Raw genomic sequence first — 25,196 nt, 5'->3', positions numbered from 1 at the left:
AGAACATCCACTTGATTGCCTTGTGTCTCGCCGGTGCCCTGGGCGGCTGCTCGGGTGGCGGAGACTTCGCTGACCTCCAGGCGTACATGGACGAGGTCAGGGCCAAGCCGAAGGGTTCGATCGAGCCCCTGCCCGCATTCCAGCCTTACGAAGCGTTCACCTATAGCGCCTCGGCGATGCGCAGTCCGTTTCAGCCTCCCATCAAGATCGACCTGGCGCGCAAGCAAAAGGGATCCGAGGAGATCCGCCCTGATGAGACGCGGATCAAGCAGTTCCTCGAAGGCTTCAATATAGAAAGCTTCACCATGGTCGGAACGCTATCCAACGATGGCTCCACCTATGGATTGCTCCAGGGTGGCGGTGGAGTGCACCGCGTCAAGGTCGGTGACTACCTCGGGCGCAACCATGGGCGCATCGTCGAGATCGGCGAGGCGGCGATCGAAGTCGTCGAGATCGTGCCGGACGGCGATGGCGGTTGGCTCGAGCGCCCGAGGACCATCGCCTTGAAGGAGCGCTCATGATGACTGGCGCTATCACCGACACCTACATGCAGCCTGCACAACGGAAGCAATTCATGAAGAGCTCCCTTTCTCGTTTCGGTATTTCGCTGCTGGCGATGATGATTTCGCCCGCACTCTTCGCTGCCAATCTGAAGGCGCTGGACGTCGCGTCGCTGCCCGGTGACCGGGTGGAGTTGAAGCTTTCCTTCGACGAACCCGTCGCTGCGCCGCGCGGCTATACGATCGAGCAGCCCGCGCGCATCGCTCTGGACTTGCCCGGCGTATCCAATCAGCTAGGGGTGAAGAACCGCGAGCTCGGCGTTGGAAATGCACGTAGCGTAACCGTCGTCGAAGCCAAGGATCGCACCCGGATGATCGTCAACATGACGTCGTTGGTGCCTTATTCGACGCGCGTCCAAGGCAATGAACTCTACGTCGTGCTGGGCGAGTCCCCGGCGGGCACAGCATCTGTCGCCGCGACTGCACAGGTGCCGACGGCGGTAACGGCGCCTGCTCCGGTGCCACACCCACTCGCCAGCAATACCATCCAGGACATCGATTTTCAGCGAGGCGAGGATGGCGCCGGCAATGTGGTGATTTCGCTGTCCGACCCATCGCTCAATCCGGTCATCGAAGAGAAGGGGGGGCAAATTCAGGTTCGCTTCCCCGACGCGACCCTGCCCGAAGCGCTAAGGGTGCGCCTGGATGTGCAGGACTTCGCGACTCCGGTTCGGTTCGTGAAATCGCAGATGGAGGGCGGCGCGGTAAACATCAGTATCCAGCCGACTGGCGACTACGATTACCTGGCCTATCAGACCGACAATCGCTTGACCATCAGTGTCAAGCCGATCGCGAAGGACGAATTGGAACAGCGCAAGGCTGAGCGCTTCGCCTACAGCGGAGAGAAGCTGTCGCTCAATTTCCAGGACATCGATGTTCGCTCGGTTCTGCAGCTGATTGCCGACTTCACCAACCTCAACCTGGTCGCCAGCGATACGGTGGAGGGCAACATCACCCTGCGGCTGCAAAACGTTCCTTGGGACCAGGCGCTCGACCTGGTCCTGAAAACCAAGGGGCTGGATAAGCGTCAAGTGGGTAATGTCCTGCTCGTCGCGCCTGCCGACGAGATCGCAGCGCGGGAACGTCAGGAGCTCGAAGCCAAGCGGCAGCTCGCCGAGCTGGCGCCGCTACGCCGGGAAGTGGTCCAGGTGAACTATGCCAAGGCCTCGGATATTGCTGCCTTGTTCCAGTCCGTTACGAGTGCCGAGGGCGTGCCGGATGATCGCGGCTCCATCGCTGTCGACGACCGCACCAACAACATCATCGCTTACCAGACGCAGGATCGCCTCGACGAGTTGCGGCGTATCGTGGCGCAGCTGGACATTCCGGTTCGCCAGGTCATGATCGAGGCGCGCATCGTCGAGGCGAACGTCGACTACGACAAGAGTCTCGGTGTCCGCTGGGGCGGTACGCGAGTCGGCGGCGACACCACCATCTATGGTCTGGATGACAATGGTGATGAGGCGGGCAACACCGGTGACGATCTGAGCGCGAATACGCCCTTCGTCGACCTGGGTGCGCTTGATGCTACCTCTGGTATCGGTATCGCATACCTGACTGACAATGTGCTGCTCGATCTCGAGCTGAGCGCGATGGAAGCATCGGGCAATGGCGAAATCGTTTCCCAGCCCAAGGTCATGACGTCGGACAAGGAGACCGCGAAGATCTTGCGTGGCTCGGAGATCCCCTACCAGGAGGCGTCGTCGAGCGGCGCGACCAGCACCTCGTTCAAGGAAGCTGCCCTGTCGCTCGAAGTCACCCCGCAGATCACGCCGGATAATCGGGTGATCATGGAAGTGAAGGTCACCAAGGATGCCCCGAATTACCAGAGGGCAATCAATGGCGTCCCGCCGATCGACAAGAACGAGGTGAACGCCAAGGTTCTGGTCGACAATGGCGAGACAGTGGTCATCGGCGGTGTCTTCTCGAATACGCAAAGCAAGGCGGTCGATAAGGTTCCGTTCCTGGGCGATGTGCCTTACGTCGGTCGGCTGTTCCGGCGCGACAGGGTTACCGATGAGAAGACCGAGCTTCTGATTTTCCTCACGCCCTCTATAATCGACCACCAAGCTATCGCGGTGAGCCGTTGACTGAGTGCAAAACCTGATTCTCGTAGGCCCGATGGGTGCTGGCAAAAGCACCATCGGGCGCCTGCTCGCCAAGGAGCTCCGGCTACCGTTCAAGGATTCCGACAAGGAAATCGAGCAGCGGACGGGAGCCAACATCCCGTGGATCTTCGATGTCGAGGGTGAGCAGGGCTTCCGCGAGCGCGAGCATGCCGTGATCGCCGAACTATGCCAGTGCTCCGGCTTGGTGCTGGCTACCGGCGGCGGCGCCGTCTTGCGTGAGGACAACCGTCAGGCGATGAAAGCTGGCGGGCGAGTCATCTATCTGCACACTTCGGTCGATCAGCAGCTCGATCGCACTGCACGTGATCGCAACCGGCCCTTGCTTCAGGCGCCCAATCCCGGCCAGGTGCTGGCCAATTTGATGGCGGTCCGCGACCCGCTCTATCGCCTGATCGCCGATGTCATCATCGAAACGGACGAGCGTCCTCCGCGGTTGGTCGTTCTGGAAATTCTCGATCGCCTGCAAGGTCTCGCGGCGTCGCGTGAAACCCCGGGGGCGGCTGCGCTATCCTAGCGCTCTTTCTGTCGGGGGCTTTATGCAGACTCTGAAGGTCGATCTGGCCGAACGTGGCTATCCCATTTATATCGGCGAGGGCATCCTTGCCCAGGCTGATCTGCTTCGGCGGCATATCGGCGGACGCCAGGTGGCGATCGTAACCAACGAGACGATTGCGCCTCTGTATCTCGAGCGCCTGCTCCAGAGTCTGGACGGATTCTCCGTTATCTCCATCGTTCTGCCGGACGGCGAGGCGCACAAGGATTGGCCTACCCTTCAGCTTATTTTCGATGGCCTGCTTCAGGCGCGGCATGACCGCCGCACCACCTTGATTGCGCTGGGCGGTGGTGTCATCGGTGACATGACCGGGTTCGCCGCTGCCTGTTATCAGCGGGGGGTCGATTTCATCCAGGTACCCACCACGCTGTTATCCCAGGTCGATTCGTCGGTCGGCGGCAAGACCGGCATCAACCATCCCCTCGGCAAGAACATGGTTGGTGCTTTCTATCAGCCCAAGGCCGTGCTCATCGACTCGACGACACTCAGTACCTTGCCCCCGCGGGAGTTGTCAGCCGGACTGGCTGAGGTAATCAAGTACGGCCTGATCTGCGATGAGGCGTTTTTCAGCTGGCTCGAACAGAACGTGAATGCGCTTCGGCAACTCGATCCGGCGGCAATCGAGCACGCGGTGTATCAGTCTTGCGCTGCCAAGGCCCGGATCGTCTCGGCCGATGAGCGTGAGGGTGGTATTCGGGCGATTCTCAATCTGGGGCATACCTTTGGCCATGCGATCGAGGCCCATCAGGGCTATGGTGCCTGGCTTCATGGCGAGGCGGTTGCAGCCGGAACGGTGATGGCTCTGGATTTGTCATGCCGGTCGGGCTGGCTGACCGAGCCGGAACGCGATCGTGCCATCCGCTTGCTGGCGTCGGCTGGTTTGCCGGTAACGCCGCCAAGTGACATGACGGCGCAGGATTTCGCCCGCTTCATGTCGGTCGACAAGAAGGTCCTCGATGGGCAGCTGCGGCTCATCCTCCTGCGGCGGATTGGCGAAGCGATCGTCACTGGCGATTTTCAGCAGGGCCTGCTCGAGCAGACGCTGCGAGCCGACTATCAGGCATTGAAGGAGCAAGCACGTGCATGATGCCAAGAGCGAGCTGAGCGCTGACGACCAGTATCTGGAGCATTTTGGTTTTTCCCACGACCCGTTCGCGGCACGCACGCCTGGCTTCAAGTTTTACCCGGCCCAGCGCAAACCCGTTTTGGGACAGCTTCATCACCTTGCCCGCTACAGTCAGTTGCTGCTCGCGGTCACCGGTCCGTCTGGAAGCGGCAAGACCTTGTTGCGCCAGGCATTGGTAGCCAGCACCAACAAGCAGTCGGTTCGTACGGTCGTCATCTCAGCGCAAGCCGGTGCTTTGTCCGAATCGATTCTTCAGCAGGTCGCTCAGGGGCTGGATGCCGGCGGCTCGTCGATGGCCACTGTGCTGGCGCAAGTCGTCCAGCTGGGCCTGACCGGACAGGAGGTCTACATCCTGGTCGATGACGCCGACCGGCTTGCCGAGTCAGGGCTGGATGCCGCGTTGCGCCTCGCGGAAGGGAGTCCTGACGGGCGTCCTCATGTCTTCCTGTTCGGGCAGCCGGCACTGGCTTCTCGCCTGGAAGCCTTGGCGGGCGATGAGGAGCGCTTCCACGCCATCGAATTGCAGCCCTACACGCTAGAGGAGAGCCGAGATTATCTGGCGGCGCGGCTTGAGGCTGCTGGGCATGGCATCGAGCTCTTCAGCGAGGAGCAGATCGAGGATATCCATGATCAGGCCGAGGGATGGCCGGGCAGGCTCAATGCTGCTGCGAAAGCCGTGCTGATCGAAAAGGCCGAGGCGGAGCGTTCGCAAGGGCGGAAAGGGTCCGCCAGCGGATTCGCCCTTCCTCGAAAGCATCTGGCGGCAGCGGCGGCTGTTCTTCTCGTGGTCGTGCTTGCATGGCTGTTCAGCACGAACGAACCGGAGGAGCCGGCCGAAATCGCGGGGGTGCCGCTCTCTCTAGACGAGGCAGCCGCGCCAGGGGCGGAGCCGGCCTCTGCTCCGGAGCTTGCATCCGGTGCGCCTATCGAGTTCGAGGGCGGTGACCAGCCCATCCCGCTTCCTCTGGTCGGTGATGCCCAGCCGGTGATTCGCGAGCCATTGGCCGCCTCAGCGGGCGGTGAAGATGAAACGCAGCAACCCCTGGATGGCGACAGCGCCTCCTCGACAGAACCGATTGCGCCTATGCCTACAGCGGTGCAACCAAGGCCCGCGGCGCCGCCTCGTGACGAGATCGCGATCAGCGAACCGGAAGCTGCGCCTGCCGAGCCAGCGCCGGAGCCGGCACGGGAAGAGCGTGCGACGCCCAAGGCCGCTCCAGCTGCTTCGGCGGCCTCAGGGACCGTCGGTGCCGCAGGCTGGTATGCCGAGCGGCCGGCGTCACGCTTCGTCGTGCAGTTGCTGGGTACACGCACGGAGCGTAACGCACAGGCGCTGGTTGCCAAGCATGGCGGCCAATTCCGCTATTACACCAAGCAGCACGAGGGTAAGCCGCTCTACGTCGTCACCTATGGAGATTTCACGTCGCGCGCCGCCGCCCAGGCGGCGATTGCCGAGTTGCCGCAAGCTCTTCGCTCCGGAAAGCCATGGGTGCGCACCGTCGGTGATATCCAGCGCGAAATGACCGGCGCCCGCTAGGCCCCGGCCCCATGACACCGCCTTCTGCAGGCGGTGTCGCGCCGTGCGAAAAAGGATTGTTTTCTCGACAAACCGCTATGTAAACTGCTCACCCTTTTGCCCGCGTAAAAGGTGGGGATTGCCCCTGCGCCGTTGCTAACGGCTTGAATTGCAAAGACTTTAAGTGGTGGAGCGCCTATGAGAGCAGGTTTGTATCGTCCTGAAGAGTTCAAGGATAACTGCGGCTTCGGCCTGATTGCCCACATGCAGGGCGAAGCAAGCCATCACCTGCTACAGACCGCAATTCAATCGCTCACCTGCATGACCCACCGCGGCGGCATCAATGCCGACGGCAAGACCGGAGATGGCTGTGGTCTGCTGATGCAGAAACCCGATGCCTTTCTGCGTGCCGTGGCTCAGGAGACCTTCGGTACGACGCTCCCCGAGCGCTACGCGGTCGGCATGATGTTTCTCAGTCGTGAGGCCGACAAGGCCAACGCTGCACGCGACGCCATCAATGAGCAGATCGCCGCGCAAGGGCTGACGCTCGTCGGCTGGCGCGAAGTGCCGATCGACACGCGCGTACTCGGCCGCCTGGCGCTGGATCGGCTGCCGCGCATCGAGCAGGTATTCGTCGCTGGCGAAGGGCTGTCGACGCGTGATTTCGGGATCAAGCTGTTCTTCACCCGTCGCCGTGCCGAAGTCGCCTTGCAGGCTGACGGTGACTTCTATGTGTGCAGCCTTTCGGAGACGGATATCGTCTACAAGGGCCTGATGATGCCCGCCGACCTGGCGCAGTTCTACCCGGACCTCGGGGACGAGCGATTGGCCACGGCGATTTGCGTCTTCCACCAGCGCTTCTCCACCAACACCCTGCCCAAGTGGCCACTCGCCCAGCCGTTCCGGTTCCTCGCTCACAACGGTGAAATCAACACCATCACCGGAAACCGCAACTGGGCGCAGGCCCGCCGTACCAAGTTCACCAACGAACACCTTCCTGACCTGCAGAGCCTCGACCCGCTGGTCAATCGGACGGGGTCGGACTCGTCGAGCATGGACAACATGCTCGAGCTGCTGGTCACCGGCGGCATGGATCTGTTCCGCGGCCTGCGGATGATCATCCCGCCGGCGTGGCAGAACGTCGAAACCATGGATCCTGACCTGCGCGCGTTCTATGAGTTCAATTCCATGCACATGGAGCCGTGGGATGGCCCGGCGGGCGTGGTGTTGACCGATGGACGCTATGCGGTATGCCTGCTCGATCGGAATGGCTTGCGCCCGGCGCGCTGGGTGACCACCACCAACGGTTACATCACCCTGGCGTCCGAAGTCGGCGTCTGGGACTACAAGCCCGAGGAGGTCCTCGCCAAGGGCCGCGTTGGCCCGGGCCAGATCCTTGCGGTCGATACCCAGACCGGCGAAGTGCTGCATACCAGCGATATCGACAATCGCCTGAAGTCGGAGCAGCCCTACAAGAAGTGGCTGCGCCAGAACGCGCTGCGCATCCAGGCGACGCTCGAGGACCACGATCACGGGTCCCCGTTCTACGACCCGGACCAGCTCAAGCAATACATGAAGATGTTCCAGGTCAGCTTCGAGGAGCGCGACCAGGTGCTGCGCCCGCTCGCCGAACAAGGCCAGGAGGCGGTGGGTTCGATGGGCGATGACACGCCGATGGCCGTGCTGTCGCGCCGGGTCCGCTCGCCGTATGACTATTTCCGCCAGCAATTCGCGCAAGTCACCAATCCCCCGATCGATCCGCTGCGCGAGGCGATCGTCATGTCCCTCGAGACTTGCCTCGGTGCCGAGCGCAATGTGTTCGAGGAAACCGCCGACCATGCCAATCGCGCCATTCTGACCAGTCCGATCATCTCGCCGGCCAAGTGGCGGACGATCATGACGCTGGAACGCCCCGGGTTCGAGCGGCAGCTGATCGACCTGAACTACGACGAGCAGCTCGGGCTGGAAGCGGCGGTACGAAACATCGCCGACCAGGCCGAGGAAGCCGTGCGTGCTGGCAAGGTTCTGCTGGTGCTCAGCGACCGCCATATCGCGCCTGGAAAGCTGCCCGTGCATGCATCGCTCGCGGTCGGCGCGGTCCACCACCGCTTGGTGGAGAAGGGGCTGCGCTGTGATTGCAACATCCTGGTCGAGACGGCTACCGCCCGCGATGCGCACCATTTCGCCGTGCTCATCGGCTTCGGCGCGACGGCGGTCTACCCCTTCCTGGCTTACGAGGTACTGGGCGACCTGATCCGTACCGGCGAGGTGCTGGGCGATCTGTATGAAGTGTTCAAGCATTACCGCAAGGGCATTTCCAAAGGACTGCTGAAGATCCTGTCGAAGATGGGTATCTCGACGGTCGCCTCGTATCGTGGCGCCCAGTTGTTCGAAGTCGTCGGCCTGTCCGAATCGGTGGTCGAGCTCTGTTTCCGTGGCGTCGCCAGTCGAATCCAGGGCGCACGCTTCGTGGACCTGGAGAACGAACAGAAGCTGCTGGCGGTCGAGGCCTGGAACAACCGTCGCCCGATCCAGCAGGGCGGGCTGCTCAAGTTCGTCTACGGGGGCGAATACCACGCCTACAACCCGGACGTGGTGAGCGCCCTGCAGGTCGCCGTGCAGCAGGGCGATTACCATCGCTTCAAGGAATACACCGCGCTGGTCGACCAGCGACCGGTCGCGATGGTGCGCGACCTTCTCAAGATCAAGCTGGCCGACAAGCCGCTGGCACTGGAAGAGGTCGAGCCGCTCGAGCAGATTCTCAAGCGCTTCGATTCGGCGGGCATTTCGCTCGGCGCCTTGTCCCCCGAAGCGCACGAGGCCATCGCCGAGGCGATGAACCGGATCGGCGCACGCTCCAACTCGGGCGAAGGCGGCGAAGATCCGGCACGCTACGGCACGGTACGCAGCTCCAAGATCAAGCAGGTCGCGACCGGCCGATTCGGCGTGACGCCCGAATACCTGGTCAATGCCGAGGTGCTGCAAATCAAGGTCGCCCAGGGCGCCAAGCCCGGCGAAGGCGGACAGCTGCCGGGCGGCAAGGTGAATGGGCTCATCGCGCGGCTGCGCTATGCGGTCCCCGGCGTCACCCTGATTTCGCCGCCGCCGCACCATGACATCTATTCGATCGAGGACTTGGCGCAGCTCATCTATGACCTCAAGCAGGTCAACCCGGGCGCGCTGGTCTCGGTCAAGCTGGTCGCCGAACCCGGCGTAGGCACCATCGCGGCAGGCGTGGCCAAGGCCTATGCCGATCTGATCACCATCTCCGGCTATGACGGTGGCACCGGGGCATCGCCGCTCAGCTCGATCCGCTATGCCGGCTCGCCGTGGGAGCTGGGCCTGGCGGAAACGCACCAGACCCTGCGCGGCAACGATCTGCGGGGCAAGGTCAGGGTGCAGACCGATGGCGGCCTGAAGACCGGTCTCGACGTCATCAAGGCCGCCATTCTCGGCGCCGAGAGCTTCGGTTTCGGTACGGCTCCGATGATCGCCCTGGGCTGCAAGTACCTGCGCATCTGCCACCTGAACAACTGTGCGACCGGTATCGCCACCCAGAACGACAAGCTGCGCAAGGAACACTTCATCGGCACCGTCGATATGGTGGTCAACTTCTTCACCTTCGTTGCGAGCGAAACCCGCGAGTGGCTCGCGCGGCTCGGCGTGCGCAGCCTGCAGGAGCTGATCGGGCGGACCGATCTGCTCGAAGTGCTGCCGGGCGACACCGAAAAGCAGGCGCACCTGGACCTCACGCCGCTGCTGGGCAGCGATCACATCCCGGCGGACAAGCCGCAGTTTTGCCAGGTCGAGAAGAACCCGCCGTTCGATCAGGGGTTGCTCGCCGAGGAAATGGTCAAGCTGGCGAAGCCGGCGATCGATGGCCGCCTGGGTGGGGAGTTCTCGCTCGGCATCTGCAACTGCGACCGCTCGATCGGTGCTCGCGTATCCGGCGAAATCGCGCGGGTGCATGGCAACCAGGGCATGGCCGACGCGCCGATCACCTTCAACTTCAAGGGCACGGCGGGCCAGAGCTTCGGTGTCTGGAACGCGGGCGGCCTGACGCTGCGCCTGGAAGGCGATGCCAACGACTACGTCGGCAAGGGTATGACCGGCGGCAAGCTGATCATCACCCCGCCCAAGGGCAGCGTCTTCGAGTCACGCGATTCGGCGATCGTCGGCAACACCTGCCTGTACGGGGCCACCGGCGGCAAGCTGTTCGCGGCCGGTACCGCCGGCGAGCGATTCGGCGTGCGCAACTCCGGCGCACACGCGGTCGTCGAGGGTACGGGCGATCACTGCTGCGAATACATGACCGGCGGTTTCATCTGCGTACTCGGCAAGACTGGTCACAACTTCGGCTCCGGCATGACCGGCGGCTTCGCCTATGTGCTCGACCTCGACAACACCTTCGTCGATCGTCTGAACAACGAGCTGGTCGGTATTCAGCGCATCACCGGTGAAGCGATGGAGGCCTATCGCAGCCATTTGCAAGAGGTGCTGACCGAGTACGTCACCGAGACCGCGAGCGAGTGGGGCAGCGAGCTGCTGGAGAATCTTGACGACTACCTACGTCGGTTCTGGCTGGTCAAGCCGAAGGCGGCAAGCCTGGCTTCGCTGCTCTCGACCACGCGCGCCAACCCACAATAACTCTGCCGCTTCGAGTGGCAGCCGCCTGGCTGCCGCTCCCCGTGATTGACCTGCAGCCGCGTCTGCCTTAGCGGCTGCTGCAACGAGGTTTGATATGACTGAACGTCTGAACAACGACTTCCAGTTCATCGAGGTCGGCCGCAAGGATCCGAAGAAGAAGCTTCTGCGCCAGCGCAAGAAGGAGTTCGTCGAAATCTACGAGCCCTTCAAGCCGCAGCAGGCGTCCGAGCAGGCGCATCGCTGCCTGGGCTGCGGCAATCCCTACTGCGAATGGAAGTGCCCGGTTCATAACTACATCCCAAACTGGCTGAAGCTGGTGTCGGAAGGCAACATCCTCGCGGCCGCCGAACTGGCTCACCAGACCAACACCCTGCCGGAAGTCTGCGGCCGGGTATGCCCACAGGATCGGCTCTGCGAAGGCGCCTGCACTCTGAACGATGGGTTCGGCGCGGTCACCATCGGCTCGGTCGAGAAGTACATCGCCGACACGGCCTTCGCGATGGGCTGGCGCCCCGACATGTCGAAGGTCAAGCCGACCGGCAAGAAGGTGGCGATCATCGGTGCGGGCCCGGCCGGGCTGGGCTGCGCTGACGTGCTGGTGCGCAACGGCGTGACCCCGGTGGTATTCGATCGCAACCCCGAGATCGGCGGCCTGCTGACCTTCGGTATCCCCGAGTTCAAGCTCGAGAAGACCGTCCTGAGCCGCCGGCGTGAGATTTTCACCGGCATGGGCATCGAGTTCCGCCTGAACACCGAGGTCGGCAAGGACGTATCGGTCGACGATCTGCTCGCCGAGTACGACGCGGTCTTCATGGGCATGGGTACCTACACCTACATGAAGGGTGGCTTCGCGGGCGAAGACCTGCCGGGCGTCTACGATGCGCTCGATTTCCTGATCGCCAACGTCAACCGCAACCTTGGCTTCGAGAAGGCACCGGAAGACTTCATCGACATGAAGGGCAAGAAGGTGGTGGTGCTGGGCGGTGGCGACACCGCGATGGACTGCAACCGGACCTCGATTCGCCAGGGCGCCAAGAGCGTCACCTGTGCCTATCGTCGCGACGCGGCAAACATGCCGGGATCGCGCCGTGAAGTGAAGAACGCCAAGGAAGAGGGCGTGAAGTTCCTGTTCAACCGCCAGCCGATCGAAATCGTTGGCGATGGCAAGGTCGAGGGCGTCAAGGTCGTCGAGACGCGCCTGGGCGAGCCCGATGCGCGCGGGCGTCGCAGCCCCGAGCCGATCCCCGGCTCCGAGGAAATCCTGCCCGCCGATGCCGTGGTCATAGCGTTCGGCTTCCGTCCCAGTCCGGCGCCCTGGTTCGAGCAGCTGGGCATCAGGACCGACAACCAGGGGCGCGTCATTGCGCCGGAAATCGGCGAATTCAAGCACCAGACCAGCAATCCGAAGATATTCGCCGGCGGCGACATGGTGCGCGGATCGGATCTGGTGGTCACCGCGATTTTCGAAGGGCGGGAGGCCGCCAACGGCATCCTCGACTACCTCGGCGTGTAAGCGCCGGGTTACCTGACCCTAATCAAGCCCATAGATGAAAGGCACGGCACCCGCCGTGCCTTTTTTTTGGTGCTTTGCGACAATGCCGCCACTTTTTCGCCCGGAACCCAGCCATGATCGCCCCTCTGAAGAACGACCGATTCCTGCGCGCGCTGCTCAAGCAACCTGTCGATGTGACCCCGGTCTGGATGATGCGCCAAGCCGGGCGCTACCTGCCCGAGTACCGCGCCAGCCGCGAGCGGGCCGGGGATTTCATGGGGCTGTGCATGAACCCGGAGATGGCCTGCGAAGTGACGCTGCAGCCGCTGGACCGTTATCCGCTGGACGCCGCCATTCTCTTTTCCGACATTCTCACCGTGCCGGATGCCATGGGGCTGGGCCTGTATTTCGAGACCGGAGAAGGCCCGCGCTTTCGCAAGGCCGTGCGCAACCGCGCCGACATCGATGCGCTGCCGGTACCCGACCCCGAGCAGGACCTCGGCTACGTCATGAATGCGTTGCGCACCATCCGCCGCGAACTCAATGGGCGGGTGCCGCTGATCGGCTTTTCCGGCAGCCCCTGGACGCTGGCGACCTACATGGTCGAAGGCGGCTCATCGAAGGACTTCCGCCTGTCCAAGGCGATGCTCTACGACGATCCCGCCGCCATGCACGCCCTGCTGGACAAGCTCGCCCAGGCCGTCACGGCCTATCTCAATGGCCAGATACGGGCCGGCGCCCAGGCGGTGCAGATCTTCGATACCTGGGGCGGCAACCTGTCGGCCGCGGCCTATCAGGAGTTCTCCCTCGCCTACATGCAGCGCATCGTCAGCGGACTGATTCGCGAGCAGGACGGGCGCCGAATCCCGGTCATCCTGTTCACCAAGAACGGCGGGTTGTGGCTCGAACGCATGGCCGAAGCCGGTGCCGACGCCCTCGGCCTCGATTGGACGTGCGACATCGGCGAGGCTCGCCGGCGGGTCGGTAACAAGGTGGCGCTGCAAGGCAACATGGACCCGTCCGTGCTCTACGCCAAGCCTGCCGCGATCCGCGCCGAAGTGGCGCGCATCTTGGAGGCCTATGGCGCGGGCAATGGGCATGTCTTCAACCTCGGACATGGCATCACGCCGCAGGTCGACCCCGCCCACGCCGGCGCCTTCATCGAGGCGGTACACGAGCTGTCGGCGCGCTACCACGCGTGAGGCGGCAGCCGCGCAGAGCGTCAGGGCTGCTTGTAGTGTCCCGGTGTATCGCCGCGCGAGTCGATGTGAACCTTCGTTACCCGAACGTCGGTGATCTGGTTGGCCTGGGCGAAATGCAGGATGTCCTCCGGCTTGGCGTCGCGTGACGGCACGCCGGAGGGATCGCCGATCTCGCCGTGGTGCTTCTCCAGCAGCAGGCGCACGGCTTCATGCTGCGGCAGCGTTTCTTCGGTGGCGTCGACCACCTCGGCCATCGGGTCGTTGCGAAAGATGTAGTTGATCTCGAATTTGTGGTCGCGCGTGGTCATCAAGGTCTCCGGCAGCGGCTGGCGTGACGACGCCCGGCGGGCTCGTCGATCGCCTCTATCGAAGATGGACTCTCGGGCGGCCGCCGATGTTCCGGTCGCCGCACGCAGCTAGCGGCACGGCGACCAGGGAGAGGTGGCGCGGCCCGGGGAGGGAAGAGGCCGCAGCGGCAGACGGCGCGATCACGCCGGCTGGCGGCGGATCGGAATCGCGGCGGGCGCACCGTGCGGGTGCGCGCCGGTTCAGTCGTTGAGTCGACGCAGCAGCAGGGCAGGCGCACGCATCAGCAGGCCGAGGAACAGCCGGGCGTGCATCGCCGCGAGCTCCAGGCAGCCCTGGACCGACACACTCGATCCAGCGGGCCGGATCGCGGACGTCGGCAGCCATACCATCGGTTGGTTCTCCCAATGCAGGCGCACCAGGATTTCCATGTCGAAACCTGTGCGAGCCGCGAGATCGATGCGATTGGCGAATGCCAAGGTCGTCGCCAGCGGATACACCCGTAGACTGCAACGGACGTCCCGGATGGAGGCGGACAGCGTGTAGAGGCGCGCCAACGCCTGGCCAAGGCTCCGCTCGCTCGGGTCGTAGCCACAGACGAGGGCGTCCGGTGCCTGGCTTGCCCGGTCGAGCAACTGGCCGATGGCGCTCAGGTCGTAACGGCCGTCCAGTTCGATCTGCAACGCATGTGAATAGCCCAGTCGTGCGGCCTCACGCAGCCCACTGACCATCGCGCCGCCCTTGCCCTGATTATGGGCGTGACGAACCAGCTGTACGCCCGGCTCACGGGCGAGTTCATCCATCAGTCGGGCCGCTTCTGGCGAGGAACCGTCATCAACCAGTACACAGGGGATGTCTTCGTCGCGCAGCGTACGCAGCACCTTTGCCAGCCTGTCTTGCTGGTCATGGACGGGGATCACCGCGCACGGCTTGAACCAGTCCTCTTCATGGCTCGCCGCGTGCCGGCCGGCGGCATCCGATGCCTCGGTCTGCCGCTGCGCATCGGGTGCAAGCGCCGTTTCGTTGTACTCGGTCATTACGTCTCCCCCAGTAAAAAGCGCTCAACCAGAGCGCGTCGCCATGGGAATGGCGAAAACAGCGTGTGCGTCCGTGACGCGTTATCCGTGTGCGCGCGTGGCTGCGTCGAGCGTGGGGCTGGAAGCCGACATCGCTTGGTCGAAGCGCTCCGCGCCTGTCATCGAATCAATTGCCGTGTGAGGCCTGGCAGGCGCCGGAGGATGTGAGCCGATCAGGGATCCCTGCCGCCAGGCGCCGTAGCAAGCCCTCTGGACCGGTGCTTGAGCCGCCGGCCGTCTCGCTTGAAGTGGCGGCATTATCTAGGCCGGGATTAAGCCAGGCAAACGCCGGCCGTCACTTCCGGATGAGAGGCATGGCAAAGCGACAGTATTGCGACGGACGGTCGGCGGCATCCGTCGGGTACGCTCAAGGGGCCGCTCGATCAGGCCTTCACGCCATGCGACGCGAGCCAGCCGAGCAGTTGCGGCAGGGCGAAGGCACCGCTCTGGCGCGCCACTTCCTGCCCGTCGCGAAAGAGGATGAGGCTTGGAATCGAGCGAATCCCGAGTTGCGCCGACAGCGCCTGGTTGGCTTCGCTGTCCAGCTTGGCCAGGCGACAGACGCCCTGGAGCTGGCTGGCCGCCTGGGCGAACGTCGGGGCGAAGCTGCGGCAAGGTCCGCACCATTGAGCCCATACGTCCACCAGGAGCGGCAGGTCGCCCTTGAGCTGGCTGGCGAAGTGGGCTTGGTCGAGCTCGAACGGCGCCGCCGGCAGGACCTCCGCCTTGCAGCGGCCGCAGCGCGGCTGGTCGCGAAGCCGCTCGGCGGGGATTCGGTTGAGGCTCGCGCAGTGCGCGCAGGGAACGAGCAGAGGATTAGTCATCGCAGGGCTCCGGCAAGGGTTCCTTCGAATGTGGTGCCTGCGGCGACGAAGTCAAGCCGTCAGGCCGGAACCAGCGGCCAGATCAGCGGGATGACGATCAGCGCGACGATGACCATCAGCAGGTTCAGCGGAATGCCGATGCGCATGAAGTCGCTGAATCGATACCCGCCGGCGTTGTACACGAAGGTGTTGGTCTGGTAGCCGATGGGGGTGGCGAAGCTGATGCTGGCGGCGAACATCACCGCGACGACGAAGGGCCTTGGATCGAGCCCGAGGCTCTGTGCCAGGCCGATGGCAACCGGCGTGACGAGCACGGCGACGGCGTTGTTCGAAAGAATCTCGGTCAGCACGGTCGTCAGCAGGTAGACGAATCCGAGCATGACCAGCGGGCTGGCGTGCGGCAGCAGCGCGACCGTGTGCGAAACCACGGCATCGACCAGCCCGACCTTGTCCATCGCGATGCTGATGGCCAGCATGCCGAGGATCAGGGTCAGGATTTTCCACTCGACCGCCTTGTAGGCGTCTTCCACGTCCAGGCAGCCGGTCGCCAGGACCAAGGCCGAGCCAATGATCGCCAGGCCTTCGATCGGCATGATGCCGAGCGCCGCAAGGGCCATCACCGCCAGCGTCGTCGTCAGGGCGATGGGTGCCTTGTCGCGGCGATAGGCGCGCTCGTTGACCGTGTTGAGGCTGATCAGATCGCCGTTGTCGGCGAAGCGCTTGATCTGCTGCGGTGTGCCTTCGACCAGCATGACGTCGCCGAACTCGAGCTGGAAATCGTCCAGGTTGCTCTGCACGTTCTCATCCTGGCGATGCACCGCGAGCACCGCGATACCGTAGCGCGCGGTGAGGTCAAGATCGCGCATCGGGCGATGGCAGTAACGGGAGTTGCGGCCGACGATCGCCTCGACCAGCACCACGTCGTGATTGCTGACGGTTTCGAAGGCCTCCCCGCGGTTGAACGCCAGCTTGCCGTTCTCCCGCAGGTCGACCACGTCACGCACCTTGCCATGCAGCACCAGCAGGTCGCCGGCGGCGAGGGCAAAGGCGTGGCCCGGCTCGGTGAATTCGTGCTCGCCGCGGAAGATCTTCAGCACCTGCAGACCGCTGCCACCGTTCAGGTTGGCTTCGCTGAGCGTCTTGCCGATCACCGGCGATTCGTGCGGCACCAGCAGTTCGCTCATGAAGGTGCGGCCCAGATCCGGACGCAGCTGGCGGGACAGGGTTTCGCGGTCCGGCAGCAGCCGGTTGCTGAACAGCATCAGGTAGACGAAGCCGACCGCACCGAAGGCGAGCGCCGCGGGGGTGATTTCGAACATGCCGAACGGCTCGAGCCCGGCCTTGCGGGCGACGCCATCGACGAGAATGTTGGTCGAGGTGCCGATCATGGTCAGCATGCCGCCAAGCACGGTGGCGTAGGACAGCGGAATCAGCAGCTTGGACGGTGAGGTGCTGGCGCGGCGTGCCAGCGCGATGGCGACCGGGGTGAGAATCGCCACCACCGGCGTGTTGTTGAGGAAGGCGGACACCGCCAGCGCCGTGAGTATGAGGCCGGCCAGTACCCGGTCCGGGCTGGTGCCGACCCGGCGGCCCAGCCATTCGCCCAGCACGTCGATGCAACCGGTGCGCTCGAGCGCCGCAGACAGGATGAACATGCAGGCGATGGTGATCGGCGCCGGGTTGGACAGCACGCTCAGCACCTCTGCCGGGGTCAGCAACTGAGTGGCCAGCAGGATGGCGACGGCGATGCCGGCGACGATGTCGGGACTCCAGGTCTCGCGCACGAACGAAACCAGTACCCAGCCAAGCAGGCCGGTGACGAACAGCAGGGGGAGGAGATCGCCAGACATGGAATTCCCTAGCGCGAGCGTGGCGGGGTTTCAGCAAGAGCGCACCTTAGAGGGCGTCCCTTAGAGCGTCCAGAATCGTTTAAGACTGTGCATATTCGTTCTGGTTATTAGGTGTGCCGGCCGAATCGCCCGTGACTGTGCTCGCGAATCGTCGAGCGGGCGCGCATGCTCGAACAATCGTCGCAAGGGAGGTCAGGACCCATGAATACGCTTGGTGTGATCGCTGGCATGAGCTGGGAGTCGACTGCGCTGTACTACCGGCTGCTGAACGAAGGCGTGCGCGATCGCCTCGGCGGGTTGCACTCGGCGCCGTTGCTGCTGCATTCGACGGATTTCGCCGCGATCGCTGCCCTGCAACGCAGCGGGGACTGGGCCGAGGCCGGACGGCAACTGGCTTCGGCCGCCGAAGGGCTGGCGCGTGCCGGCGCCACCGCCGTGCTGCTGGCGACCAACACCATGCACAAGGTCGTGCCGGTGATCGAGGCGGCGACGACGATCCCGCTGTTGCACATCGGCGATGCGATCGGCCGCGCGCTGCAGGCCGGCGGCTACCGGCGGCCGTTGCTGCTCGGCACGGCCTTCACGATGCGCGAGCCCTTTCTGCGCGACTACCTGGGCGAGCGTTATGCCGTCGAGGTCATGGTGCCGAGCGAAGCGGCGCAGGTGGAGATCGATCGCGCCATCTTCGCCGAGTTGTGCCAGGGCCGGTTCACGGAGCAGACGCGCGCCTTCTACCGGCAGGTCCTGGTCGAGGGGCGCGAGGCGGGCGCGGACGCCGCCATTCTCGGCTGCACCGAAATCGGTCTGCTGCTGGCCACCGGTGAGCGCCCGCTGCCGTTGATCGACAGCGCGGTCGAGCATGTCCAGCTGGGACTGGGCTGGCTGCTCGGCGCACCCGGTCAGGTCGCCGGGTAGCGACCGGTCGACCTGACCGGCGCGGCGGCGCCCAGCCACCGACCGGTGGTCACGACGAGCAGCTGATTTCCAGGTGCTTGCCCCACTCGGGCGGGCGCTCGGCATAGCGCTCCATGCCGGCTTGTTCGTCGAAGGGGCGGGACAACACGCGATGCAGCTCGCGCACCGGGGCGTAGTCGCCGGCCTCCGCGGCCTCGATCGCCTGTTGCGCCAGGTAGTTGCGCAGGATGTAGCGCGGATTGACCTGCGCCATGCGCGCCTGGCGATCGGCCTGATCGCTACCCTCGGCCTCGCTGCGCGCGCGGTATTCCGCCGCCCAGGCGTCGAACCCGGCCAGGTCGACGAACTCGTTTCGCAACCGTTGCAGCGCCGCTTCGGGCGCGTGTTCGCCAAGCTCTCGAAAGAACCGCGTGTAGTCCACGGCGCTGCCCTGCATCAGCTGCAAGAGCCGCTGGACCAGGGCCTTGTCGCCCTCCTGCGCCAGGGTGAAGCCCAGGCGGCGCCGCATCAGGTCCAGCCATTCGGCTTCATACAGCGGCAGGAAGAGGTCCATGCTCGCGCGCAGCCGCTCGACTTCGACGAAGGGGGTCAACGCCTGGGCCAGCGCGGCGAGGTTCCAGTGGGCGATCGGTACCTGGTTCTCGAAGGAGTAGCGACCGCTGTCGTCGGAGTGGTTGCAGATGAACCGCGCATCGAAGTCGTCGAGGAAGGCGTACGGGCCGAAGTCGAAGGTGATGCCGAGGATCGACATGTTGTCGGTGTTCATCACGCCGTGGCAGAAGCCGTAGGCCTGCCAGCGCGCGATCATCGCGGCGGTCCTTTCGAGCACGGCGCGGAAAAAGAAGGTGTACGGCTCGGGGTGCTCCAGGCAGTCGGGGTAGTGCCATTGCACGACGTGATCGAGCAGCGTCCGCAGCGCTTCGTGCTGGCGCGTGTAATAGAAGAATTCGAAGTGACCGAAGCGCACGTGGCTGTGCGCCAGGCGCATCAGCATGGCGCCGCGCTCCGGGCGCTCGCGGTAGACGACGGTGTCCGAGCCCGTCACGCAGAGGGCCCGCGATGACGGGATGCCGAGCGCATGCAGGTGCTCGCTGGCGAGGAATTCGCGGATGGACGAGCGCAGCACGGCGCGGCCATCGCCCATGCGCGAATAGGGCGTCGAGCCGGCGCCCTTGAGGTGCAGGTCCCAATGCTCGCCCGCGTCGTTGACCACTTCGCCCAGCAGGAGCCCGCGACCATCCCCGAGGCGCGGGTTGTAGGCGCCGAACTGATGGCCGGAATAGACCATCGCCCGCGGTTCGGCCTCGGACCACAGCGCCGCGCCCGAGGCGATCTGCACCAGCCGCGGATCGTCGGTCACCGCCGGGTCCAGATCGAGCAAGGCCAGTGCGTTGGCGCTGGCGACCACCAGTTGCGGGTCGTCCAGCGGCTGCGGCAGCACCGGCGTGGAGAAGGTATCGCCGAGGCGGGCGAAGCGGTTGTCGAACCGCAGGTCATCGAGCGTTTTCAAGAGCGGCTCCCGGTCGAGGCGCAGGATGGCATGTCTTTTTCGAACCGCGTGCGGACCAACCGTTCATGCCCTCGGCTGCGCGGTATCGTCGGGGCCGGCCGGGAGGGTCCGCACACCGTCGAGCTGGACTTCCTGGCCCTGGCCGTTGCGCAGGAAGACGTCCACGCGGCGGAAGTCGACGATCACGCCGTGGCGCACCAGTTCGCGGTCGAGGAATCGGTTGATCTCGTCGATCGCCGGGTTGCGGTCGTCCAGTTTGCGGACGTGGATGCGCAGCTCATGGTCGAGGTTGCTCTCACCGAACGCGAGGAAGAATACCTGCGGCTCGGGATCGGGCAGCACCCGCGGGTTTTCCTCGGCGGCCTGGAGCAGCAGCCGACGTACTAGGTCGAGGTCCGAGCCGTAGGCCACGCCGATGCGCACCGTGACGCGGGTGACGGTGTCGCTCAGCGACCAGTTGATCAACTGGTTGGTGATGAAGGTCTTGTTCGGGACGATGATTTCCTTGTGGTCGAAATCGGTGATGGTGGTCGCGCGGATGCGAATCCGGCTCACCGTCCCGGACAGGTTGCCGATGGTCACCACGTCGCCGATCCGCACGGGCCGCTCGAACAGGATGATCAGGCCCGAAACGAAGTTGGCGAAAATCTCCTGCAAGCCGAAACCCAGGCCCACCGAGAGCGCCGCGACCAGCCATTGCAGCTTGTCCCAGCTCACGCCGAGCGTCGACAGCGTGGACACCGCGCCGATGGCCACCAGCGCGTAGGACAACAGCGTCGCGGTGGCGTAGGCGCTGCCCTGCGCCAGTTGCAGGCGCGACAGCACCAGCACCTCCAGCAGGCCCGGCAGGTTGCGCGCCAGAGCGATGGTGATGGCGATGATCAGCACGGCGCTCAGCAGGTTGGACAGGCTGATCGCATCGGTGCTGGTGCCGTCGGCGGAGGTGAACTGGTAGAGCGTGACGTTATCGAGGTACGACACCACCGAGATCAGGTCGGCCCACACCCAGTACAGCGCCGCGAGGAACAGGCCGAGCAACGCCAGGCGCGCCAGGCGCAGCGACTGCTGGTTGACCTGCTCGATGTCCATCGCCGCCTCGCCACCGGCTTCGATGCCGTCGCCCTGTTCCGCCTGCGCCTGGCGGCGCGCGAGCATCCGCTGGTAGGCCAGCCGCCGTGCGGCGACGGTAAGGCTGCGCACCACGGTGGCTTCGAGCGCGACCCACAGCATGATCACGTAGAGGGTGTCGATCAGCCGGTCGGTCAGTTTCAGCGCCGTGTAGTAGTAGCCCATCGCGACCACGCCGATCAGTGCCAGCGGCAGCAGGCTGAACGCCAGCCCGATCAGCACCCGCAGCGGGGGCGCGTTCTCGCTCGCCGGGCCCTTGCGCAGCACGCGCACCAGTCCCCAGCTCATCAGGCCGTAGCAGGCGATGACCACGGCGATGCCGAGCACGTCTTCGGCCAGGCTCGCCGGCTGGTGCTCGGCGACGTTGACTACGGCGACCAGCGCCAGCACCACGAAGCCCAGCCGGCGGATGCGATCGCGCAGGAAGGCCACCTGCGGCTTGGACCAGCCGAAATGCAGCTCCGCGACCCGGCCCGGCGAGAGCATGCGGTAGGCGGTGTAGAACACCAGCCAGGCCTGGGCCATTTCGAACAGGGCCGCCCCGAGGCCGTAGTTCTGCCCGCGTGCGTCCATCTGCAACAGATAGCCGCACAGCGCCAGGAACAGCGCCACCGGCAGAGCCAGCAGCAGGTTCAGCAGCAGGGCCAGCGGCGTGTGCAGCTGGCTGTCGCGGCGGTAGTGGCCGACGTCCTGGCTCAGCGTCTCGAGCTTGTCGTTGATCGCGCGGCGCCGCCACAGCAGCGCGGCGATCAGCAGCAGCAGCGGCAGGAACAGCAGCGGGCGTTCGAGCAGACCGTCGGCCAGCTTTTCCAGCGCCGAGCGCCACGGGATCGCCTTGAGCTGGTTTTCCAGCAGGCGCGGCACGCTGCGGAACCATGACCAGTCGAGCGGCTTGTTGCTGGGAATCCAGAACATCTGCTCTTCCAGCGTTTCGCTCAGCGCATGGGCGCGGTCCTGGAGCTGCTTCTGGTTCAGCTGCAAGGTGATGGATTCATTGAGCAGCGCGCTCAGCTCGCGGTTGAGCCGATCGAGCAATTCGCTGCGCGCGCGGACCAGTTCGACCAGCGCCCGTCGCAGCTCCGGCGTGACCTCCTCGGCCGGCTGCGCGGCCAGCAGGCGATCGACGTACGCCTCGGGCGTGCCGCGCTGCTCACGCTCCTGGTTGAGTTCGAACTGGTACAGCCGGATGTCGGCGATCTCGTCGGCGAGGTTGGTGTCGAGATCGATCTGCGGCAGGGCCTGCTGCTGCTGGTAGAGGATCTTCGACAGCAGCAGGCTGCCTTCGAGCACGCCGATCTGCTCCTCGAGTGTCTGGTCGGCCTGGTTGAGCGCATCGAGCTGCTGGCGCGTCTCGAGGTTGTCGCGCGTCAGCCGGTTGAGTCGCTCGGTGGCCCGCAGCAGGTAGTCGGACAGCTTGAGGTTTTCGGCCCTCTGCTCGGCCAGCAGGGCGTCGGAGCCGGCTTTTTCCGCCTGGCGCGACAGCTCGGCGACCGTCTGTTCGGACTGCGCCTGGCGCTTCTGGTTGATCAGGGTCTGCAAGGCCAGGCTTTCCTGCTCGGCGCGGCCGATGCGCTCGCTCATCAGGTCGCGCAGGCTCTTGCCGAGTTCTTGCAGCAGGCTGTTGCCGGCCAACTCCTGGCGGCGCAGCTCGATCAGCGAACTGAGCGCGGCCAGCTCGGCGGTCAGCAGCTCGCGGCGCTCATCGGTGAGCGGCTTGCCGCTTTCGCGGCCGCTCTTGAGGAAGGAATTGATTTCCTGGATGCGCGCCTGGCTGCTGCTGATCTCCGCCTGCGCCCGTTCGGGGCGGGTCTGTGCGGCGATGATCAGGCTGTTGGCGTCGGTCAGCGCCTTCTGCCAGTCCGCCACCTGCTCCATGCGTTCGGCGAGGCGGCTTTCCAGCTGCTCGACGGACAGGCCGCCGAAGCGCTTGGCGACATCGACGACGGCGCTGTTCTTGAGCTGCGTGAGCGCCTGCTCGGCATCGCGCGTGCGTTTGGGCGCCTCGGCCAGTTGCTGCTTGAGTTCGGCGAGCGCCGTCTCGTTGGCCTGGGTCTGCTCGGCGAACCGCTGCGCCGGATCGGTGGCCGGCGCGGCCTTGGGCTCGGTTTCGGCGGAACTGCCGCCGCCGAGCCCCGGCAGTACGGGCGCGGCATGGGCGGTGAAGGGTAGAACGACGGCCAGCACGGCCGCAGTCAGGAAGGAACGCATCGCAGGCATGTTCGATCGGCGCTGGGAAAGAGGCGCGAGTCTAGAATGTCTGCCCCGGCACGGCGAGTCCGCCCGGTCGATGCGGCTGACCGGCGGGCGTCAGAACATCAGGGACGGGCCGGGTTTCTCGCCTTCGGGGAAGCGCAGGCCGACCTTGCGTACCTGGCCGTCTTCCATCACGGCGATGGTCCAGGTGAGGCCGTTCCATTCGAGGCTGTCGCCTACCACCGGGCGACCGCCCAGGCGGTCGGTGAGGAAGTCGCCGAGCGACCGCTCGCCCGGCTGCTCACCGAGCTTGAGGCCGTAGAGCGCGGCGATCGCACCCAGCTGCGCATCCGCTTCGAGGACGAAGTCGCCGAAGAAGCGCAGGTCTTCGCCCCGCTTGGGGGCCTGGCTGAACAGCTTGCCCAGCGCCGGAAGGTCGGCCTCGTGACCGATGACGCAGAGGATGTCGCCCACCTGCAAACGCGTGCTGCCGGACGGGTGGAGCAGTTCGTGACCGCGAAACAGCGCGGCGATGCGCGTACCGGGCGGCATCTTCAATTCGCGCAGCGCGGCGCCGACGCACCACTTGCTGGCGCTCAGGCGATAGATGAACAGCTCCCACTGGCTGGTGGTGTGCACCTGCAGGCCGGTGCGCGAGACAGGGGAGGGCGAGGGCGGCACCTCGACCTTCGCCTTGCGCGCCGCCCAGCCGAGCGTGGTGCCTTGCAGCAGCAGCGACACCAGCACGATGAAGAACGCAACGTTGAAGAACAGCTGGGCGTTTTCCAGCCCAGCCATCAGCGGAAACACCGCAAGAATCACCGGGACCGCGCCACGCAGGCCGATCCAGGAAATGAACAGCCGCTCGCGCAGGTTGAAGCTCTTGAACGGCAGCAACCCGATGAATACCGACAGCGGGCGGGCGAAGAGGATCATCCAGAGCGACAGCAGCAGGGCCGGCACGGCGATCGGCAGCAACTCGCTGGGCGTGAGCAGCAGGCCGAGCACCAGGAACATGCCGATCTGGCTGAGCCACGCCAGGCCGTCGAACATGTGCAGGATGCCGTAGCGGTTACGGATCGGGCGATTGCCCAGCAGCAGGCCGCAGATGTACACCGCCAGGATGCCGCTGCCGCCGATCGCCCCCGACAGAGCGTAGATCATGATGCCGCCGCTGACGGCCAGCAGCGGGTAGAGCCCGTCGGCAACCGACAGCCGATTGATCAGGTTGAGCAGCAGCCAGCCGCCGCCCAGGCCGAGCACGATGCCGATGCCGAACTGCTGCAGCAGGCTGACCAGCACGCCCCAGCTGAAGCTGGTCTGGCCCGAGGCGATCATCCCGATGAGCGTGACCGTGAGAAACATCGCCATCGGATCGTTGCTGCCCGATTCGATCTCCAGCGTCGAGCCGACCCGTTCGTTCAGGCCCTTGCCATTGAGCAGGTTGAACACCACGGCCGCGTCGGTCGAGCCGACGATGGCGCCGATCAGCAGCCCTTCGATCAGCCGCAGGTCGAACAGCCAGGCGGCGACGACGCCGGTCAGACCGGCCGTGATCGCGACCCCTACGGTCGCCAGCGACATCGACGGCCAGAGCGCTACGCGGAACGTTGCCTTGCGCGTTCGCATGCCGCCGTCGAGCAGGATGACGGCCAGCGCAAGGTTGCTCACCAGGTAGGCGAGGGAGTAGTCGTTGAAGACGATGCCACCGATGCCATCGACCCCGGCGAGCATGCCGACGGCCAGGAAAATCACCAGGATCGGCACGCCGAGGCGACTGGAAAGCGAGCTCATCAGAATGCTCGCAGCCACCAGCACGGCACCGATCAGGAACAGGTGATTCACGTAGTTGGCGTCCAAGCAGGGCTCCGTTCCGATGTCAAGCATGCATAGGGAATGCCAAGGATTTAACCCGAGCCGCCGGTGGCCTGTCAAAAAACCCGTGCAATGGCGCGCCAGACGGTTGCGCCTGCATTGCGGTCCGCCGATCAGACGGGTCCGTGATCGGCCTACATACCCATCCTTGCCGCGACCTCGGCTCCCAATGCGCAGCCGCGCCACACCCCGTAGGAGCCCGCTTGCGGGCGATCCGGGCCGATCGCGAGGCTGGGCTTGAGTCCGATCGCCGGCAAGCCGGCTCCTACGGGTGGAGCGGGACGGTGCGTTACC

General features: G+C 64.9%; 16 protein-coding genes. 9 read left to right on the top strand and 7 right to left on the bottom strand.

Annotated elements, in window-relative coordinates; translation table 11 throughout:
• The first annotated feature begins 5 nt into the window (after window positions 1-5).
• The 8 genes from D7325_RS06590 (at window position 6) to hemE (ending at window position 13,225) form a co-directional block, all read left to right on the top strand.
• Window positions 6-521 carry a pilus assembly protein PilP gene (locus tag D7325_RS06590; RefSeq protein ID WP_245962051.1) on the top strand — a complete coding sequence of 172 codons (516 nt, stop codon included), beginning with the start codon at window positions 6-8 and terminating at the stop codon, window positions 519-521.
• Between the two features lie 53 nt (window positions 522-574).
• Entirely contained in the window at window positions 575-2,650 is a 2,076-nt protein-coding gene (locus D7325_RS06585; RefSeq protein WP_120995104.1) for a type IV pilus secretin PilQ, read from the top strand.
• A gap of 4 nt (window positions 2,651-2,654) precedes the next feature.
• Complete coding sequence (aroK, locus tag D7325_RS06580) at window positions 2,655-3,203, top strand: shikimate kinase AroK (RefSeq protein ID WP_120994755.1); 549 nt, start codon at window positions 2,655-2,657, stop codon at window positions 3,201-3,203.
• Between the two features lie 22 nt (window positions 3,204-3,225).
• Complete coding sequence (gene aroB, locus D7325_RS06575; RefSeq protein WP_120994754.1) at window positions 3,226-4,329, top strand: 3-dehydroquinate synthase; 1,104 nt, start codon at window positions 3,226-3,228, stop codon at window positions 4,327-4,329.
• The gene (locus tag D7325_RS06570; protein ID WP_245962032.1) at window positions 4,322-5,905 is read left to right on the top strand and encodes an SPOR domain-containing protein; all 1,584 of its coding nucleotides are present in this window, start codon (window positions 4,322-4,324) and stop codon (window positions 5,903-5,905) included. The genes aroB and D7325_RS06570 overlap by 8 nt, the downstream gene beginning before the upstream one ends.
• 177 nt (window positions 5,906-6,082) lie before the next feature.
• A complete protein-coding gene (gene gltB / locus D7325_RS06565; RefSeq protein ID WP_120994753.1) occupies window positions 6,083-10,531 on the top strand; it encodes a glutamate synthase large subunit in 4,449 nt (1,482 codons plus the stop codon).
• A 94-nt stretch (window positions 10,532-10,625) separates the two neighbouring features.
• A complete protein-coding gene (locus tag D7325_RS06560; RefSeq protein WP_120994752.1) occupies window positions 10,626-12,044 on the top strand; it encodes an FAD-dependent oxidoreductase in 1,419 nt (472 codons plus the stop codon).
• A 116-nt stretch (window positions 12,045-12,160) separates the two neighbouring features.
• Window positions 12,161-13,225, top strand: coding sequence for a uroporphyrinogen decarboxylase (gene hemE, locus D7325_RS06555; protein ID WP_120995102.1), 1,065 nt, complete (start codon window positions 12,161-12,163; stop codon window positions 13,223-13,225).
• Between the two features lie 20 nt (window positions 13,226-13,245).
• On the opposite strand, the gene D7325_RS06550 is transcribed toward hemE, so the two are convergent.
• From D7325_RS06550 to D7325_RS06535, 4 genes are all read right to left on the bottom strand, one after another.
• Window positions 13,246-13,533 (bottom strand): hypothetical protein, encoded by a 288-nt coding sequence (locus D7325_RS06550; protein WP_120994751.1) that lies wholly within the window; start codon window positions 13,531-13,533, stop codon window positions 13,246-13,248.
• A gap of 240 nt (window positions 13,534-13,773) precedes the next feature.
• On the bottom strand, window positions 13,774-14,568 hold the full coding sequence (locus D7325_RS06545; RefSeq protein WP_120994750.1) for a glycosyltransferase family 2 protein: 795 nt from the start codon (window positions 14,566-14,568) through the stop codon (window positions 13,774-13,776).
• Window positions 14,569-14,990: 422 nt separating this feature from the next.
• A complete protein-coding gene (gene trxC, locus D7325_RS06540) occupies window positions 14,991-15,431 on the bottom strand; it encodes a thioredoxin TrxC (RefSeq protein WP_120994749.1) in 441 nt (146 codons plus the stop codon).
• Window positions 15,432-15,490: 59 nt separating this feature from the next.
• Window positions 15,491-17,281 carry an SLC13 family permease gene (locus D7325_RS06535; RefSeq protein WP_120994748.1) on the bottom strand — a complete coding sequence of 597 codons (1,791 nt, stop codon included), beginning with the start codon at window positions 17,279-17,281 and terminating at the stop codon, window positions 15,491-15,493.
• 201 nt (window positions 17,282-17,482) lie between these two features.
• Between D7325_RS06535 and D7325_RS06530 the strand changes: the two genes are divergently transcribed.
• Window positions 17,483-18,196, top strand: coding sequence for an aspartate/glutamate racemase family protein (locus D7325_RS06530; RefSeq protein WP_120994747.1), 714 nt, complete (start codon window positions 17,483-17,485; stop codon window positions 18,194-18,196).
• A gap of 49 nt (window positions 18,197-18,245) precedes the next feature.
• Here D7325_RS06530 and selO read toward each other — a convergent pair whose 3' ends face one another.
• The 3 genes from selO to D7325_RS06515 all read right to left on the bottom strand — a co-directional run bounded on the left by selO (window position 18,246) and on the right by D7325_RS06515 (window position 24,914).
• A complete protein-coding gene (gene selO, locus D7325_RS06525; RefSeq protein WP_120994746.1) occupies window positions 18,246-19,706 on the bottom strand; it encodes a protein adenylyltransferase SelO in 1,461 nt (486 codons plus the stop codon).
• A gap of 63 nt (window positions 19,707-19,769) precedes the next feature.
• Window positions 19,770-23,051 carry a mechanosensitive channel MscK gene (gene mscK / locus D7325_RS06520; protein ID WP_120994745.1) on the bottom strand — a complete coding sequence of 1,094 codons (3,282 nt, stop codon included), beginning with the start codon at window positions 23,049-23,051 and terminating at the stop codon, window positions 19,770-19,772.
• Between the two features lie 90 nt (window positions 23,052-23,141).
• Window positions 23,142-24,914: a potassium/proton antiporter gene (locus D7325_RS06515; protein ID WP_425452267.1), complete on the bottom strand. Its 1,773-nt coding sequence runs from the start codon at window positions 24,912-24,914 to the stop codon at window positions 23,142-23,144.
• Window positions 24,915-25,196 lie beyond the last annotated feature (282 nt).

Origin of the sequence: Stutzerimonas urumqiensis, assembly GCF_003640395.1 — a bacterium.
GTDB lineage: Bacteria > Pseudomonadota > Gammaproteobacteria > Pseudomonadales > Pseudomonadaceae > Stutzerimonas > Stutzerimonas urumqiensis.
Note: the sequence above shows the minus strand (reverse complement) of the source record. Positions and strands in the feature narration are given on the sequence as shown.